The sequence below is a fragment of the bacterium genome (genome assembly GCA_026416715.1).
GTDB lineage: Bacteria > UBP4 > UBA4092 > JAOAEQ01 > JAOAEQ01 > JAOAEQ01.
The window spans coordinates 14972-33936 of record JAOAEQ010000004.1 but is presented as its reverse complement, the minus strand read 5'-3'; the positions used below and the strand labels follow the sequence as shown (position 1 = coordinate 33936).

At 42.1% G+C, this 18965-nt stretch carries 15 protein-coding genes; 13 read left to right on the top strand and 2 right to left on the bottom strand.

Features of this window, described 5'->3' with window-relative positions; all coding sequences use genetic code 11:
- Window positions 1-86: 86 nt before the first annotated feature.
- On the bottom strand, window positions 87-977 hold the full coding sequence (locus tag N3A72_02395; GenBank protein ID MCX7918459.1) for a Gfo/Idh/MocA family oxidoreductase: 891 nt from the start codon (window positions 975-977) through the stop codon (window positions 87-89).
- Window positions 978-1186: 209 nt separating this feature from the next.
- On the opposite strand from N3A72_02395, the gene N3A72_02390 reads away from it, so the two are divergent.
- A complete protein-coding gene (locus tag N3A72_02390) occupies window positions 1187-1816 on the top strand; it encodes a DUF2238 domain-containing protein (protein MCX7918458.1) in 630 nt (209 codons plus the stop codon).
- A gap of 28 nt (window positions 1817-1844) precedes the next feature.
- On the opposite strand, the gene N3A72_02385 is transcribed toward N3A72_02390, so the two are convergent.
- Complete coding sequence (locus N3A72_02385) at window positions 1845-2243, bottom strand: cytidine deaminase (GenBank protein MCX7918457.1); 399 nt, start codon at window positions 2241-2243, stop codon at window positions 1845-1847.
- Window positions 2244-2601: 358 nt separating this feature from the next.
- Between N3A72_02385 and N3A72_02380 the strand changes: the two genes are divergently transcribed.
- The 12 genes from N3A72_02380 (at window position 2602) to tkt (ending at window position 18965) form a co-directional block, all read left to right on the top strand.
- Window positions 2602-3762 (top strand): family 10 glycosylhydrolase, encoded by a 1161-nt coding sequence (locus tag N3A72_02380; protein ID MCX7918456.1) that lies wholly within the window; start codon window positions 2602-2604, stop codon window positions 3760-3762.
- Window positions 3763-4045: 283 nt separating this feature from the next.
- Window positions 4046-6343 (top strand): CehA/McbA family metallohydrolase, encoded by a 2298-nt coding sequence (locus N3A72_02375; protein ID MCX7918455.1) that lies wholly within the window; start codon window positions 4046-4048, stop codon window positions 6341-6343.
- 137 nt (window positions 6344-6480) lie between these two features.
- Window positions 6481-7290, top strand: a complete 810-nt coding sequence (gene dapB / locus N3A72_02370; protein MCX7918454.1) for a 4-hydroxy-tetrahydrodipicolinate reductase — start codon at window positions 6481-6483, stop codon at window positions 7288-7290.
- Window positions 7291-7402: 112 nt separating this feature from the next.
- Window positions 7403-8449: a tRNA preQ1(34) S-adenosylmethionine ribosyltransferase-isomerase QueA gene (queA, locus tag N3A72_02365; GenBank protein MCX7918453.1), complete on the top strand. Its 1047-nt coding sequence runs from the start codon at window positions 7403-7405 to the stop codon at window positions 8447-8449.
- Window positions 8450-8656: 207 nt separating this feature from the next.
- A complete protein-coding gene (glgA, locus tag N3A72_02360) occupies window positions 8657-10111 on the top strand; it encodes a glycogen synthase GlgA (protein ID MCX7918452.1) in 1455 nt (484 codons plus the stop codon).
- Window positions 10112-10234: 123 nt separating this feature from the next.
- The gene (locus tag N3A72_02355; GenBank protein ID MCX7918451.1) at window positions 10235-11131 is read left to right on the top strand and encodes an ABC transporter permease; all 897 of its coding nucleotides are present in this window, start codon (window positions 10235-10237) and stop codon (window positions 11129-11131) included.
- A complete protein-coding gene (locus N3A72_02350) occupies window positions 11118-11960 on the top strand; it encodes a purine-nucleoside phosphorylase (protein MCX7918450.1) in 843 nt (280 codons plus the stop codon). The genes N3A72_02355 and N3A72_02350 overlap by 14 nt, the downstream gene beginning before the upstream one ends.
- 107 nt (window positions 11961-12067) lie before the next feature.
- On the top strand, window positions 12068-13372 hold the full coding sequence (locus tag N3A72_02345) for a thymidine phosphorylase (GenBank protein ID MCX7918449.1): 1305 nt from the start codon (window positions 12068-12070) through the stop codon (window positions 13370-13372).
- A gap of 97 nt (window positions 13373-13469) precedes the next feature.
- Window positions 13470-14405 carry a ribokinase gene (rbsK, locus tag N3A72_02340; protein MCX7918448.1) on the top strand — a complete coding sequence of 312 codons (936 nt, stop codon included), beginning with the start codon at window positions 13470-13472 and terminating at the stop codon, window positions 14403-14405.
- Between the two features lie 118 nt (window positions 14406-14523).
- Window positions 14524-16239 carry a phospholipid carrier-dependent glycosyltransferase gene (locus N3A72_02335; protein MCX7918447.1) on the top strand — a complete coding sequence of 572 codons (1716 nt, stop codon included), beginning with the start codon at window positions 14524-14526 and terminating at the stop codon, window positions 16237-16239.
- 59 nt (window positions 16240-16298) lie between these two features.
- A complete protein-coding gene (locus N3A72_02330; protein ID MCX7918446.1) occupies window positions 16299-16802 on the top strand; it encodes a DUF6125 family protein in 504 nt (167 codons plus the stop codon).
- A 138-nt stretch (window positions 16803-16940) separates the two neighbouring features.
- Window positions 16941-18965, top strand: a complete 2025-nt coding sequence (tkt, locus tag N3A72_02325; protein MCX7918445.1) for a transketolase — start codon at window positions 16941-16943, stop codon at window positions 18963-18965.

Below are 18965 nucleotides of genomic sequence, written 5' to 3'. Positions count from 1 at the left end.
TAGCCGATATACCCCGTATAACCAGGGAATTGTTTCTCATATAAAATCTGTTATCCCCTACGGGTTTTGAGATTCCTAATAAAAATCTAAATTTTGATTATCGTTTCTTTCCCAGCGGTAACCGATTCGTCTATAGCATTCAAAATCGCTTGGACTTCAACGGATTCCTTCCAAGCGACCGGTTCTTTCCCGCCATTAAAGAAATCCCGGATTCGGATTAATAAATCGGTATATAACCGTGAGGTATCCACATTATAATATTGTTTAGTTTTCGCATCCTGCGCCATGATGGCATATTGATAATCATTTTCCGTCAGCTGAATTACGCCCCGCCGATTATTGGTATATTCGATGATCGCAACGATTCCGAGCGTATCTTGATAGGCAACGACTTTTTTTGCACCTACTCCAAGCACCTGCTGTACCATCTCAACCGCATGAACTCCATACCAGACTACCGAACTCCCTTTCGGCGCTTTCCCTAAACAACCGATGGATACACAGATTCTCGAATCCGGTATTTCGTTCGCTATTCGGAGAACTTCCGGCGCAAACCGTAGCGATGACGCACTGAATATCCGCACATTGTTCTCGCTCGCTAACCGCCCAATTTCCTGTGCATGCGCAACCGTATCCGCTGGCGGTTTATCCACAAAAATCGGTTTGCTAAACCTGACGATTTGTTTGAAATATTCCAGATGCAGTTCCGGATCGTTAATTTCGAGCATTAAAACCTCAACGCCAGCGACCGCTTCCTGCAGATTCCGGGTAACTTTAACTCCCCAGTTTTCGAGAATCTGTTGCCGTTTATCCTGGTCGGGTTCGGATTGGAACGCTGACGGAAACCGTAAGCAAGTAACGACTCTCATTCCATTAACTTTATGTTCAGGCGCGCAATCCGGCGCTTGCAATCTTCGGGTAAACTCAATACTATGGCTGGTATCTAACCCAATTATACCAACTTTTAATTCAGACATACCTTCCTCCGTAAATAATTAAGTTGTGTTCGATATACAATGTTATACTGAAAAAACAAGTTTCTGCAACTTCTTGATTCTATAATGTTAATCCGACTGCGAGAGGGGTTACTGCGGAGTGTCTACGAACGAGATATTATCTCGTTCGTAGACACTCCGCTATCATTTTCCTTTCAAAAAAGGAGCTACTATGATATGATAATTAGTTGATGAAACAGGATAAACCGTTCATAATAATGCTGATAATTGCAGGAATGTTTTTCATCTGGTCTGCAATTAACCCGTTCGATTATGCCGTATGGCTTTTTGAACTAGCTTTAGGATTAATCGGTATAGGGATTCTTATAGTCATTTACAACCGATTCCGATTCTCTGGATTAGTCTATATCTGGGTCGGAATTCATTTTGCAGTACTCGCAATCGGCGCGAAATATACCTATGCGGAAATGCCGGTATTCAATTGGTTACGGGATACGTTCCATCTTGCGCGGAACCATTACGATCGAGTCGGGCATTTCATGCAAGGGTTTGTTCCAGCGCTCATCGTTCGGGAAGTGCTTCTACGGAAAACACCTCTGAAACCTGGCGGTTGGCTCGGATTCATTTGCATTGCGGTCTGTCTAGCTATCAGCGCATTCTATGAGTTATTGGAATGGTGGATGGTAGTAGTTTTCTATCCGCAAGAAGGAGCGGAATGGCTCGGAATGCAAGGAGATATTTTTGATGCGCAAAAAGATATGCTGATGGCGTTGATCGGAGCAACATTAGCGATAGTTCTCCTATCAAAAGCGCATGACCAATCCATGGAAAGAGTTAGACAAAAAGAAGCGGTCAGATAATCCGCTGCGGGTACTACATTCTCTGCGGTTAACGTTTCGTTTTCTTATGAAAGTTAAATGGTTCGCAGAGTAACTCGGTTATTCGGAATATTTTCTTTTTCCCTTTCAAGTTCGCGAGCATAACCGCTGCATTTTTTCCGAATTCATAGATTACCTGCCGGCATGCACCACAAGGAGGTGTTAATTCCTCGGTATCCGCAACAATCGCAATTGCCGTAATCTTCTTTTCGCCATTCGCGACTGCTGCTGCGATAGCGTTCCGTTCCGCACAAATAGTTAATCCGAACGACGCATTTTCGACATTACAACCAGTATATATCTTCCCGGATGAAGTTACCAGCGCGGCACCAACGTTGAACTGCGAATATGGTGCATAGGCATTTTTTCTGACTTGTTGCGCTGCATGAATCAGCTTATCCCACTGCATAACTCAATCCTTTCTCGCAATACATCGGTTAAATACTGGGATGGTTAACTATCGACATAGGTATATATTTTACTCTCATCTTATCGCTTCTGTCTATTTATTCTATATACTCTGATTCTGTTTTTTCTGTTTCGGTGAATTCAAACCCTGAACCCACAACGAGAACCAATGGTACGTCATTTAGGTATGTTTGTATAATAGAAACAATCATTGGGATACACAGAACGCGGTTAACCATTGCGTTTTCGAGTCTATAATTAATATAAATATTCCGTAGACATCCTGATATAATATATAATCATTATAGGATAAACAATCAGCCATATATAGTAGACTTATAGCTTTACGATAGACGATTATGCGATTTAGAAAATATAGAATATGTAGTCTATTGGGTATCATTTTAATCATAGTAGGAACGAGTCTGGTGTACCCGCAGGAAGAGTTACGGGGGTTATGGATACCCCGATGGGCGATATCGAATCCGGATAATATCAAGACGATCGTTGAAAAAGCCGCTAGGTATCATTTCAATGCGTTATTCGTTCAAGTTCGCGGGGAAGCGGATGCATATTATAAAACGCATCTCGAACCGCGCGCTGAAGACCTCGCGAATCAAGACCCGGAATTCGACCCGTTACAAATGGTTCTCGATTTAGCGCATCCGAAAGGGTTGCAAGTTCATGCGTGGGTGAATGTATATCCGGTATGGAGTGGTGCAAAAAAGAATCTGCCGAAATCAGCGGAACATATCTATCGCGCACATCCGGACTGGTTGATGGTGGAAAAATCCGGCTCACGGATGGATGCGAAACGGTTCTATAATTTTCTCAGTCCTGGCCATCCGGAAGTGCAAGAACATTTGAGTAGAGTATTTTATGCGCTAGTCAATGATTATGAAATAGACGGACTCCATCTTGACCATTTTCGGTATCCGGATAAAGGCGAAGTACCCGGTGAATATTCATACGACCAACCGAGCTTAACCCGGTTTTTTATGCTCTATAACCGCACACCGGAACAACGACCGGTCGAATGGCAACAATGGCAATGCGACCAAATCACCGGGCTGCTAAAAAGAATCTATTTTGAAACGACGAAAGCGAAACCGGACTTGGTAATCTCGGTTGCGGTGAAACCGAATCCGGATTGGGCGAAACGTGATAATAAACAGGATTGGACGAACTGGCTTTCGCTCGGTATCGCAGATTATCTCATTCCAATGATATACCATACTCATACTGATATCGTATATCGTTATATCCAGACTGCATTGAAATATACTGGGAACCGATATGTTTTTCCAGGATTACGCGCGTATGGATTTTCAGAAGAGGACTACCCAATATCACGACTCGTTCAGCATATTTATTTAACTCGCGAGTTCGGGACTAAAGGCATAGTCCTTTACGCCTACGATGATTTAGCGAAAAATAACGATGCCGGATTTAACGCGCTACTCGCCGGTCCGTTTAAAGAACCAGCGGTAGTACCAGATTTACCGTGGAAAAAGAGGTGAAAAATCAATGGAATCCACAAAACGCTTAAATCCTTTTCTTAAATCAAAAAACCGCAATTTGCAATCCGCAATATGACCTGAGTAACGGTACAATCAGCATTCTAGCTATTCCAAACTTACTTCTTACCTAAATTTCCTTTTGCTAATCCTAGCAAATTACGATATACTTACTATTATAATAAGAAACCACAGTGTCTATTCAGACATAGACAATATCGAGAGTAGTTGCGGTAGAATTTTCTATGGAGGAGCTAGTGTAGTTTATTTTTTTACGGGGTTATCCATGAGGCGAATATTACTACTATTCACAAGTATATTGTTTATTCTCATTGGGGCTACGATATCTTTTGGGTATAACATTTATTACGGGAACTTGCATTCGCATACGGTAACCGGCGGCGATGATGGCAGCGGAACGTATGCTCAAGCATTTAACTATGCTCGGTATACCGCAGGATTACATTTCTTCGCCATCACTCCCCATAATCATATGATTTCCGATGCTACGTATACATCATTGTTATCAGCTGCGAGTAGTTATAATGCCGATGGAATATTCGTCGCTATCGCTGGTCAGGAATGTTTCACTTACGATACCGGTCATGTGAACGTATATGAAGCCAACAGTCGGGTCAATATTCCAAATGGGAAATGGAACAGCTTCTACCAAACGTGGCTACCTGCGCATCCGGAAGTTGCGTTCGTTCAATTCAATCATCCGGACGCAGCGAATATGTTCAATTCTTTCGCTTACAATACGGTAGCGGCAAATTATATCAAATCAGTTGAAATTCAGAACGGACCCGCATTTTCTACTTCTACCACAGAATCTGACCGGGGCTCAAATTACGAATCCGAATTTCAAACGTTTCTCAACAAAGGGTGGAAACTCGCACCAACAGCTAACCAAGATAATCATAACCCTAATTGGGGGAAATCGACTCCGAACCGAACCGGGGTATTAGCTACTGCGTTAACGAAAACCGAAATCCTGAACGCTTTCCGGAAACGGCGAATTTTCGCTACTCAGGATAAAACATTAGCAGTTATTTTCGTTGCCGATAGTACTCATTTTCAAGGGTCAGAATATGCACGAACTACCGGCACAGTAACATTTACCATTACGGCATGGGATACCAATATTAATGATAGAATTACCACGGTCAGGCTTTATGGAGATTTAAATGGTATCGGCGGTGCAGTAGCTTCGATATTAACCACGATAAATGTTTCTACTAGTTCAACTCAACTCATCATCACTCGTCCAACGGTTCCCGGAGAAACATATTACTATGTTAAAGTAACTCAAACTGATGGAGATAGTGCCTGGACAGCGCCTATTTGGATACGGCAACTTACTACAGCAGATATAACCGCACCAGCGTTTAGCGGAATTACCGCTGTTGTGGATATTGGCACCGGCGGAAAGTTGAACTTATTCTGGGCTCCAGCCTCGGATGTTACCCCGCCTATCACCTACAATATTTATCGGTCAACCACCAGCGGAATATTTGATTTTACTACACCGATTTATACGGGGATAAGCGGAACAAGTTTTACTGACCAAGCTGTATCTAACGGTACCACTTATTATTATATTATCCGTGCGGTAGATTATGCGTTTAATGAAGATACAAATACCATCGAATTATCGGGTATACCTACCGGAACAGAAGCAAGTTTACCCCGCGTGGTTATCAATGAGTTTAAAGCGAAATTCAGTGAGTATATTGAGTTATATAATGCTGAAAATACTACGGTAAACATATCTGGCTGGCAACTGGTTTCAAGTTCAGCTGGTGTCATTACGACATATACTGCAATGAATATTCTCGGTAATGGATATTCGGTAATATCGACCTCGAGTAAACTTGCTCAGGATGGAGATATCATCGTATTACGAACTAGTGCATCGGTAACCATTGATCGGGTCGCCTATGGTAATCAAGGAAAAGCACCGATAGACCCGACTGCAGGAATCTCTATTTCTCGGTTACCAAATGGAACGGATACCGATGACGATGGTGCGGACTTCAACATGACCGGAATTAGAACTTCCGGCAGCGCAAATCAAGGTAATCCTAGTAACCTTGGTGATTCACCAATAAAACTGAATGAAATCGCTTTATCTCCGTTAAATCAGATTGAATTATATAATTCTAGCCAGAACGGAGTTGACCTGAATGGATGGCTGTTATCAGACGGAGACGATTTGCTAACAATTTCAGGATATATTAGTTCAACATCATATCTAACGTTCTCATATCCTACATCTGCAGGGAATCCAGCAGGATTAAGTTTAAGTGATAATTTCTACTTGTTCAATCAGAATACTGTTCGGTTCGACCAAGTCGGGTTCGATGGCGGACCTTTAGCTTCTGGTAATACGACCTATACATATCAACGATATCCTGATGGGTACGGTATCAACGATGCTTACAACTGGACTGGAGCACAACAACCGAACGGTTGGGAAGTCCCTATAGAAGGAAAAACTTTATCTAAGCCAAATGTTCCCGTTGAGCTGTCTTATTTCGGAACTGAACTTGATACTCCAGCAGCAATAATCCCGAAACGGTAAGCTATCAATTGTATCACTGTCCAAGTCTTACATCTTCATGGTAGAATTTTCATCAAACTATATTAACCACAGATGATCGCAGATTAGTTTGGTTAGTGCATATCCGTGTTCATCTGTGGGCTCTAGAGGGTAGGATTATGATAAAACTAATCATTTCCGGTGCGTGCGGTAAAATGGGACAACGGATTATTACGAACGCAGTTCATACTATGTCAGTTAAAGTCGTTGGTGCGGTAGAACATCCGCATCATCCGCAACTCGGACAAGATATCGGTTTAGTCCTAGGGTTAGGGAATGCGCTGAATGTGCGGATAACCGATACTCTCGATAAAATAATCCATGCTGGCGATGTGCTCATCGAATTCACAAACCCCGAAACAACCCTCGACCATCTTGGCGTAGCGGTATATGCAAAAAAACCGATGGTTATCGGCACCACCGGATTTTCTACTACACAATTGAATGAATTACGTAATCTCGGTCAGCAAATACCCTGCGTGTTTTCGCCGAATATGAGTCTTGGAGTCAATCTTTTATTCAAACTCGTTGAACAGACAGCGAAAACGCTTGGTGCTGAGTTTGATATCGAAATTGTCGAATCGCATCATCGTGGGAAAAAGGATGCACCGAGCGGAACCGCAAATAAACTTGCAGATATTGCGGCGCAAGCGTTAGGGCGAACACTATCAGAAGTAGCAGTTTTCGGTCGGAAAGGAATCACCGGAGAACGAACGAAAGAAGAAATCGGGATTCATGCGGTTCGCGGCGGAGATATGGTCGGCGAACATACCGTTTATTTCTGCGGAATCGGTGAACGAATCGAGTTAACGCATCGGGCGAGTTCACGGGATACCTTTGCACTTGGCGCGATTCGCGCTGCGAAATTCATTGTGGATAAACCTGCAGGTATCTATGATATGCTGGATGTGCTGGGTCTCCGAAAATAATCAATGGAAACTAACTGTAAAATTAGCTATGATAAATGGATAAAATGTTTGGGATTTAGCCCATCATGGAATTTCTAGGTTGAAACCCTATTTATTATCCTTTTTCCCCTAAATGCTAACCGCTGAATTCGATTATTATCTACCGAAAGAACTCATAGCGCAATTCCCTACGGAAAAGCGAGGCCAATCTCGCCTGCTAGTGTATCATCGAACTACCGGAAATATTGAACATAAACTCTTTCCAGATTTAGTTGAGTATCTAAATTCAAATGATATTTTGGTGGTTAATGATAGCAGGGTTATCCCCGCTCGATTATGGGCAACGGACTCGGTATCGGGCAACCAAATTGAATTATTATTAATCCACCGGATTAAAAATGACCGATGGATAGCATTAACCCGTCCAGCGAAACGATGCCAGCCGGGAATAATTTTATCTATTGGTAATGGAAAAATACAAGCGAAAATCGTTTCGAAACTTGAGGGGAGTCGGCGTGAAATTGAGTTTCGTTATTCTGGGGATTGGAATCAGTTATTATCCGAATTTGGTGAAATGCCGGTTCCGCCATATATTAAACGGAAATCTGATTCCGTTAAACTTAAACAACTCGATAAAAGTCGGTATCAGACTGTTTATGCGAAATACAACGGGTCTATTGCTGCACCAACTGCCGGGCTCCATTTTTCAGAAGAACTAATCGAGAAGATTAAAAATAAAGGGGTTAAAATCGTTGCCATTACCCTCCATGTCGGACCGGGAACATTCCAGCCGGTGCGCGTTAAACAGATTAGTGAGCATAAAATGGAATCTGAATATTATTCGGTTTCAAAACAAGCTGCTGAAATGATTAATACTGCAAAAAAGAATCAACATCGGATTGTTGTTGTTGGAACTACTGCGACTCGAACGCTAGAAACTGTAGCTGATGAACAAGGATGGATACATCCAGGGCAAGGATGGTCGAATTTATTTATTTATCCGGGATATAAGTTTAAGATAGTTGATGCTTTATTAACAAACTTTCATCTGCCGCAATCGACCTTATTAATGCTGGTTTCAGCGTTCGCTGGTAGAGAGCAGATACTTCAAGTATATCAAGAAGCAATCCGAGAGAAGTATCGGTTCTATTCTTATGGTGATGCGATGTTGATAATTTAACACTTAATTCCAGAGGACTCACATGCAACCAAAATGAGGCTAGGTTATTTTTGTTTTGTACTGATTTTGTTATACTTAAACAAACTCACCAATGGTGAGTTTGTTTTTTAACTCGAGATTGTTTATTCTTTTTTTATATGGTATACTTAAAAAACGGTAAAAATTGATTCAACTATGTGTTAATCCATTTTTAGAGGAGATACCTATATGAAAATTTTATTTGTTGCTGCAGAATGTGCACCGTTTGCGAAAGTCGGCGGGTTAGCTGATGTCATCGGCTCGCTGCCGAAAGCATTAGCTAAACTCGGGCACGAAGTTAAAATTGTTATTCCGAAATATAAAAAAATTGATCACCAGCGCTATCAACTTCAGTTAATTAGTGATACAAAAATAACAATCCCTTGGCCTACTCCAGCGTTACAGAACGAAGCGTTTATTCTGCAAGGGGTGCTCCCGCATAGTCCGGTTGAAATATATTTTATCGGGAACGAGCATAATTTCGGTCGTGATGAAATATATCAAGTTCAGGGACAAGATTATCCGGATAATGCGGAACGGTTTGCATTTTTCTGTCAAGCCGCACTTGCGTTATGCAAGTATCTAAACTGGAGACCGGATATTATTCATTGTCATGATTGGCAAACCGGTTTACTGCCAGCATATATAAAAATATATCCGAACGAAGAATATATTTGGAATCGGGTTAAAACCGTTTTTACCATCCATAATCTTGCATACCAAGGGATATTCCCACCAGAACGATTGAATGGACTAGCGATGCCAGACTGGACGTATACTCCGAAATATATCGAATTTTATCATAATATTAACTTAATGAAAGCAGGGCTGGTATTCGCTGATACCTTAACCACCGTTAGTGAACAGTATAGTCGCGAAATTCAAACTGCAGAATATGGATGCGGGTTAGAAGGAGTGCTTATTGAACGAAAAAACGATTTGTTCGGGATTATCAATGGAATAGATTATGAAGAATGGAATCCACAAACCGATCCGGAATTAGCGGCATCATTTTCTCGCGCAGATTTATCCGGAAAACAAAAAAATAAACGCATGTTGCTTAAAGAGAATAAATTGCCAATCCCTCGTAAGAAAGATATTCCGGTTATCGGGCTAATCAGCCGGTTGACTGACCAAAAAGGATTTGATATTATCGCTGAAATTGCGCAAGAACTACTGCAGCTCGATGTCCAGTTAGTGATACTTGGTACGGGCGAACCAAAATATCATGCGTTGTTTACTGAATTACATAAGCAAGCACCGAAAAAGATTGCAGTAAACCTTAAATTTGATGCTCGGTTAGCGAAACTGATTTATGCCGGGAGTGATATGTTTCTGATGCCATCGAAATTCGAGCCGTGCGGACTCGGCCAGATGATTAGTTTAGCCTATGGAACGATTCCGATAGTTCGGAAAACTGGTGGATTAGCGGATACGATTGATGATTATAATCCTGCAACCGAGTCTGGTACCGGATTCGTTTTCGAAGAATATACTGGGAAAGCGCTCCTAACCACGATTCAACGGGCATTAGCGGTATATCAGAATAAAACAGCGTGGAAGAAATTAATCGAGAATGCGATGCGAGCAGATTTTTCCTGGGATGCCTCGGCGAAAAAGTATATTACCCTTTATCAAAGGTAAAATAATCACAAATTCGAAATATAACCATATTGATTATTCATTGCCGCAGTAGGGAACGCTGATACGGTGGAAAAATTTATAAGCGTACGTTGCAATTTCAGCGGTTAATTTTATCATTTTTTTATGGACATTCTTACGCTTACCATGCTAGGACAAACGCTGCGAATTTCTGTTCCTTATATACTCGCAGCGTTAGGTGGAACGTTCAGTGAACGGTCCGGTGTGGTGAACATTGCTCTGGAAGGAATGCTGTTAACCGGCGCGTTTTGTTCGGTGTTACTGGTATATTATCTCGGTAATCCGTGGTTAGGATTAATTGGCGGGATTATTGGCGGAGTTATCCTAGCGAGTATCCATGCGTTCGTTTGCGTGAAATATAAAGCAGACCAGATTGTTAGCGGAGTAGCATTAAATCTTTTAGCGGTAGGACTCACCAAGTTTATGTTAAAAATCATTTTTGGAAGTGCTTCTAATTCCGAACGGATTGCTGGACTGCCGAGTTGGGATATCCCAGGGCTGGAACAGGTTCCGGTAACCAATCCATTTGTTTTGTTAACGATAGGAATCGTTATTTGCAGTCATGGAATTCTATATTATACCCCGTTCGGATTACGGTTACGTGCGGTTGGTGAACATCCTGCAGCTGCGGATACGCTCGGAATTAGCGTTAGCGGAATGCGGTATGCTGGTGTGTTCATCAGCGGGATTCTTGCCGGACTCGGTGGCGCATATCTTGCACTCGACCAGCATCAGTTTACTGATGGAATGTCTAGCGGTCGCGGGTTTATCGCATTAGCGGCGATGATTTTTGGGAAATGGACTCCGCTCGGGGCGACGGCTGCCTGTCTGCTATTTGGATTTGCGGAATCGTTCCAAATCCATTTGCAGAATGCTGGGTATGCGATTCCAACCCAGCTTATCCAAATGATACCGTATTTGTTAACAATAATCGCGTTAGCGGGAATAGTCGGTCGGTCAACACCGCCGGCAGCTGTCGGAAAACCGTATGAGAAAGAATAAAATCCAAAAATTTCATTCTAAAATTTTGCTCCCACAATCCGCAATAAAAGAAACGGTAGCTTATATTCATTCTCAATGCAACATATTACCCCAACTTGGTATTGTTCTCGGTTCAGGTTTAGGCAATGTCGCTGATAGGATTATTGATTGCTCTAAAACGGTTATACCCTATTCTTCAATTCCGCATTTTCCGCAACCGACGGTCGCAGGACATCACGGGAATCTTGTTCTCGGGTTATGCCAGAATATCCCGATTGCAATTATGCAGGGTAGATTCCATCTCTATGAAGGACATACGGTTGAAACGATATTATATCCTATACAAATTTTAGCTAAACTAGGGGTTGAAACTTTGATATTAACGAATGCTGCAGGTGGATTGAATCCGAAGATTCCGGTCGGTTCTCTGGTTATAATCAAAGACCAGATAAATTTTATGTTTATCCGACTCGGAGATGACTTTACCCAATGGGGTCGGCCGATTTATGATGAACGACTAATTCAACTCGCTTTAAATATAGCAAAAAAAGAAAAGTTACAGGTTGCAACTGGAGTTTATATCGGTGCTAAGGGTCCGAGTTATGAAACTCCGGCTGAAATTCGGATGTTTCAAAAAATGGGAGCGGATATGATTGGAATGTCAACGGTACTCGAATCAATTGCTGCGAATGAGCTGGGAATGAAAGTTCTCGGGATATCCTGCATAACCAATCTCGGGGCTGGGATAACTCCAGCGAAACTGACGCATGAAGAAGTATTGGATATTTCGCAAAAAACAAGTTGTAATTTAAGCATCTTGATAACGGAATTGGTGAAAAATATAGAATAAGAGCAAAAAAGGATTTCCCGGATTCGAACCTCGTCAGTTTAGTGTCTGATGTAATTCATTTAACTGTTTAACATATACTTAACATACCAATCCGAAATTTTAAGTTTATGCTCGCTTACGATATCATACGCAAAAAACGTAATGGAATAGAACTCTCGGCGGAAGAACTCGCTTTTCTAATAAATGGCTATACTCAAGGAACGATTCCGGATTATCAAATGAGTGCATTTCTTATGGCATCTTATTTCCGGGGAATGACTCCGACTGAAACAGCAATTTTAACCGAAACGATGCTCCGTTCCGGCAAAACTATTGATTTATCTATGCTCAAGAAAATTTCGGTTGATAAACATAGTACAGGCGGGGTTGGGGATAAGGTTAGTATCGCACTAGCGCCGTTAGTCGCTGCTGCTGGAGTTCCGGTTCCGATGATTTCCGGTCGTGGACTCGGCCATACCGGCGGAACCTTGGATAAACTCGAATCTATCCCCGGATTTAGAACTAATCTCACTATTGCAGAATTCATACGGCTATTGAAAAAGATTAATGTCGCTATGATTGGACAAACAGCTGAGCTAGTTCCTGCGGATAAAAAACTCTATGCGTTACGCGATGTAACAGCAACGGTAGAATGTATTCCGTTAATTGCCGGAAGTATTATGAGTAAAAAACTCGCTGAAGGAGCGAACGGAATCGTATTTGATGTTAAAACCGGTTCCGGCGCGTTTATGCAGAAATATTCCGATGCGGTTACCCTTGCAAAAACTTTGGTAGGGATAGCAAAACAGCTGAACCGGTCAGCGGTTGCGCTGATAACTGATATGAACCAACCATTAGGCAATGCGGTAGGTAATGCAGTAGAAGTGCAGGAATGTATTGACGTATTAAAAGGGAACGGGCCAGCGGATTTAGTTGAAATAACGGTAACGCTAGGCGGATATATGCTGTGGCTCGGGAAAGTAGTCTCAACGGTTGAATCTGGAAAAAAGAAGATAACGGAATTGATTCGTTCCGGTGCGGGATTAAAAAAGTTTATCGAAATGGTTAAAGAACAAGGCGGTGACCCGAGTATTGTCGAGCATCCGGATCGATTACCGCAAGCGAAATATCGTAAGATTCTCCGTGCGACCCAAACTGGGTATATTCAAAAAGTTGATGCGTATCATATTGGACTTGCTTCCGTGTATCTCGGTGCTGGACGAAAGGAACTCGGTGCACCGATTGACCATGCAGTTGGAATCATTATCCATAAAAAAATCGGCGAGGTTGTCCAAAAGGATGAACCGATTGCGACGGTTTTATATAATCAAACGAAACAATTAAAGGAATCTATTGGTTTAATCACATCCGCATTTTCAATCGGAAGAAAAAGACCTATACCACCAAAACTGATACTAAAGGTAATAAAATAAACGTTTAATTCCCGATTAACATATTTTACACAAAGAGAGATTTTCAATATACTAAGTTTACCAGTTTCATTTATTTGAATCACTTTGAGGTAACTCAATGAGTCAATCTAATCCAAATATCGTTGTGGTCGGTAGTTCGAATACCGATATGGTAGTTAAAACTCCTCGAATCCCAGTTAAAGGAGAAACAATTCTTGGCCGTGAATTTATTATGGTTCCCGGCGGGAAAGGAGCAAACCAAGCGGTAGCAGCATCTCGGCTTGGAGCGCAGGTAACCTTCATTGCGCGAGTTGGAAACGATATTTTTGGCGATAGTTCGCTATCCAATTTTATCGCAAACAGAATTAATACGCGTTATATTCAACGCGACCCAGAGACTCCATCTGGAGTAGCGCTGATTTTCGTTGATGAACACGGAGAAAATGTTATCGTGGTTGCGCCAGGGTCAAATGCGAAATTAAGTCCTGATGATGTCCAGCAGGCGGAAGCGATTATTCGAACTGCGGCGGTGATTTTACTGCAACTCGAAATTCCGATAGCCACCGTTGAATATACGGTTTCACTAGCGCAATCGTATAATGTTCCGGTTATACTCAATCCTGCTCCGGCAACGACATTATCTCCAAACTTACTCCATGAGATAACCTATTTAACGCCTAATGAAACTGAAGCGAGTATATTATCCGGCATTAAGGTTAATGATACATCTACTGCGGAAACCGCTGGGAAAAAATTAATTGAACTAGGGGTGGAAACCGTTATAGTAACGCTAGGCGCTGCGGGTGCACTGGTAGTAACTGCTGAAACAACGAAGTTAATTCCGGCACCGAAAGTGACCGCAGTTGATACTACGGCAGCAGGTGATGCGTTCAACGGCGGTCTTGCCGTTGCATTAGCTACTGGAAAATCGTTACTTGAAGCGGTACAATTTGCGAATTATGTCGGCGCGTTATCCGTAACCAAAATGGGCGCTCAACCGTCGATGCCGACATACGATGACGTGATGCGATTCATGGCAAATTCTAATACCTAAACTGTGTAATCACGCACCAGCTAAATGTTTTTCTCGCAAATGGTTTGTGGGTACTACACAGTCCAGTTAACTTCTAGTTAGAAGTTCGGTTATTAGCATTTATTTAAACTCTGCAATTATGAATCGATTATACAAAATATTATCTGAGCATAAATGGCTCATTGGTATTTTAGCATTCGCTTTACTGATGAGAATCTGGGGTATCCAGTTCGGATTACCGGAACAATACCATCCTGACGAGGTTAAATACGTTATTCTCGGATTGAAAGTCGGTGTAGTCGGATTGAATGTTGGCTATTTCGACAACCCGACTGGATATAGTTATCTACTCTTTTTTGAATATGGGTTACTCTATCTAATCGGCCGACTTTTTTCAATCTTCCATTCTCCACGGGATTTAGCTATCCTCTATTATCAGGATCCATCTATTTATGTGTTGCTCGGACGACTCACCGCAGCATTGTTCGGCGTAGGAACAGTTTGGCTAACCTATTTGATTGGGAAAAAAACAGTGAATCGAACGGTAGGACTACTTGCCGCATTATTTCTCGCCGTATCGTTTGGGCATATTCGCGATTCCCATTATGCGGTTCCGGACATTCCAATGGCATTTTTCCTTATTCTTGCATTTTATTGTATGGTTCAATTCTATTTTTCAGAAAAAACCTTACTTCACGATACAAATCATACAGGATTAAAATCCGATATTCCCCAACTACAATCAGGGCGAAAAGAAAGATTGCTCGTATTACTTGCTGGTTTTTTCGCCGGAATTGCGGTCGGATTTAAATATACCGCCGGGTTCATTGTGATTCCGATTATGTTCGCATTGCTGTTGCGCAGAAACAATTTGGGTACGAATTGGAAACAGCAGCTAGGATGGTTCTTGCTTTTTTTCGTGGTTACGTTCATTGGTTTCTTTATTGCCTGTCCCTATGCCCTGCTAGATTATCCCAAGTTCATCGCCTCGATTCAGAATCTGCGGTATATGGATAAAACCGGTCATTGGGGAATTGACCCGGATGTAAATGGATATCTTTTCTATCTCCAATCGTTAAACTGGCAACTGGGTTTATTCATTTTCATTTCTGGACTTGTAGGTATCGGTTATTGTCTCTATAAATATAAATTAAACGGAATCATGGTATTTCTATTTCCGCCGATTTACTATGTATTTATGTCAGATTCTAAATTGGTGTACGACCGATATATGTTACCGGTTTTACCATTTCTATGCTGTGCTAGCGCTATTTTCATCTTCGATGTGTTGACCAAAATACCTAAAATAGAAAAGGTTATCTTGCCATTATGCACTGGTATTGTTATCATTCAACCGCTGGTGCAAGCGAGTTATTCAAATTATCTATTTACGCAAAAAGACACGCGAACGATTGCTAAAGAATGGGTTGAACAAAATATTCCTGCTGGAAGTAAAATCGCTATGGAAGGATACGGTCCGCCGTTAACGCATTATCGCGAATCTTTAAAATCATGGGTTTCGTTAGATACTGCTAGAGAACGATATCAAGTCACTCAACTTCCAACGAAAGGAGCAGCACTATATCCGCTGAACTATTATCGCGAACAACGGTATGATTATCTGATTATCGCAAGTTATACCTATTTACGATATTGGGTTCGTCCGGAACATAATCCTGAGGCAATCAAGTTCTATGAATCGTTACCAAAAGAAACGGAGCTAATCGCTCGGTTCAGTCCGTATCGGAATAATATCATTCCAGCCCCGAAACCGGAAGGTTTTCCGACCGAGACCTTATTTATGCGGGTTCGACCGGGTCCGATAATTCAAATTTATAAAATTCAACGGAATTAATCTTAATGGGAATACCCGAACCAACCCCGCAAATTCTTTGAGGTTTATAAGCATTCATTATGTCAGAGTTAACTCAAGAGCAAATGATTGAATATTATCACCGAAGTTATAAAACGGTTGATGGATTGTGGTTCGTTAAAACTGAAGAGAAGTTCGATTTTGTAACCGCTATGGATATTGATACTGCGGTCTGGAAAGTTCTGCCGAAAATTCAGGCGCGAATGTTAAAATCGTTCCTGAATGTTGAATCGGGTTTCGATGCATTATTCGAATGTTTTCTCCAGAAATTAACGCTGGATAGGTTTGCATATATCGCCGAGAAAAAACCCGATAAAACTGCATTCAACATCGTAATTAAATCCTGCCCATGGTATACGTTACGGGTTAAATCCGGTCGCGAGCATCTGTTTCGCGAGAAAAACTTTGATGACCGAATCTGTTCGACTGAATTTAAAGTTTTTGCTCAAGAATTTAGTGACCGAATAACATTTACCTACCAAACTCAACTTTGTAAAGGTGCGGAATACTGCATCCTGCAATTCACGAGTCAACCTTCACCATAAAATGACTCGATCTCGTTCGTAGTAACTCCACTATCGAATCCATCGGATTGCTCTGTTTTTCAGTTGCCCAACCTATTGATGTTCGCTATACTAATTAATTCAACATAACTATAATTTTCATAAATTCGAAGGATGACCATGATATACGATACCCAGCAAAGTTTGGATCAACTCTGCATAAACACTATCCGGTGTTTAGCCATTGATGCGATTCAACAAGCTAATTCCGGTCATCCAGGGATGCCACTCGGCGCCGCGCCAATGGCGTATATCCTCTGGACGCGATTTCTCAAACATAATCCGAAAAATCCACGATGGCAAAACCGCGATCGCTTCATTCTTTCCGGCGGACATGGGTCAATGCTCCTCTATAGTCTTCTCCATCTGACCGGATACGATTTATCGTTAGATGAAATCAAAAAGTTTCGGCAGTTAAGGAGCAAAACGCCTGGCCATCCTGAATATAACTTGAATTACGGCGTTGAAACGACCACCGGTCCGCTCGGGCAAGGGTTTGCCAACGGAGTCGGACTTGCTATCGGTCAGAAATATCTCGCTGCACGGTACAATCGACCGGGATTTGAAATTGTTGATTATTATATCTACGCAATAGTGACCGACGGTGATTTGATGGAAGGAATATCTTCAGAAGCCGGTTCGTTAGCCGGTCATCTGAAATTAGGCAACCTCATCTACCTTTATGATGACAACCATATTTCTATTGAAGGGAAAACAGAGATAACTTTCACCGAAGATACGGTCAACCGGTTTGAATCATTCGGCTGGCACGTTCAAGTTCTCCCTGATGGTAATGATATTGAGGCAATCGCTACCGCAATTAGAACCGCTCAATCGGTTAAGGATAAACCGTCGTTGATTAAAATCAGAACCCATATCGGTTACGGGAGCCCGAATAAACAGGATACGCCGGAAGCACACGGTGCACCACTTGGCGTCGAAGAAGTTAAATTGACTAAACGACAACTCGGTTGGGATCCGGAAAAACAGTTCTATATTCCGGAAGAAGTGAAAACATTTATGCAGCGAGCAGTGGTTTATGGAGAACAAGCAGAAGCGAAATGGAAGAATCTCTTTGCAGAATATCAGAAACAATATCCGGAGTTAGCGGAAGAATATCTCCGGTTACAGAATGGTACTCTTCCGGAAAACTGGGAGCGAAATATCCCGATATTTAATCCAGCATTGGGCTTGATAGCGACTCGGCAAGCGTCTGGAAAAGTACTCAATGCAATCGCTCCGCAATTGCCAACGCTACTCGGTGGTTCTGCGGATTTAGCGCCGTCAACCGAGACGATTCTAACCGGGTTTGGCGATTTCGAGCCGGAAAATTATAGCGGACGAAACGTGCATTTCGGGGTTCGGGAACATGGAATGGGCGGAATCCTCAATGGACTGGCGCTTACCGATGGAATTATACCTTACGGTGCAACCTTTCTCGTTTTTTCGGATTATATGCGACCACCAATTCGATTAGCTGCGTTGATGAAAATTAAGCCGATATATGTTTTTACTCATGATAGTATAGCGCTGGGTGAAGATGGACCGACCCATCAACCGATTGAACAGTTAATGGCGTTACGGGCGATTCCGAATTTGCTGGTTATCCGACCAGCGGATGCCACTGAAACTGCAGTAGCGTGGAAAATTGCCATTGAACATCGTGGCGGACCAGTAGCGTTAGTATTAACCCGGCAGAAATTGCCGATTATTGATCGGAAAAAATATGCTGCTGCGGAAAATTTGGTTAAAGGAGCGTATGTCATTTCTGAGAGTGAAAAAAATCCGCCGGAAATTATCTTAATAGCTACCGGTTCAGAAGTCCATCTCGCATTAGCAGCACAGGAAGTATTGAAACAAGAGAATATAACCGGGGTTCGAGTCGTGAGTATGCCGTCCTGGGAATTATTTGAACGGCAATCGATAGAATATCAAGACTCGGTATTACCGAAAACGGTTAAAAAACGTATTGCTATTGAAGCTGGGTCACCACTCGGCTGGTATAAATATGTCGGCGATTCCGGTCAGATTATCGGAATCAATACGTTCGGGGCATCAGCGCCGGCAGAAGTCTTGCTGAAAGAATACGGTTTTACGGTAGAAAATATTGTGGGGAGCGTAAAAGCGATTCTTTACGGTAAGTAA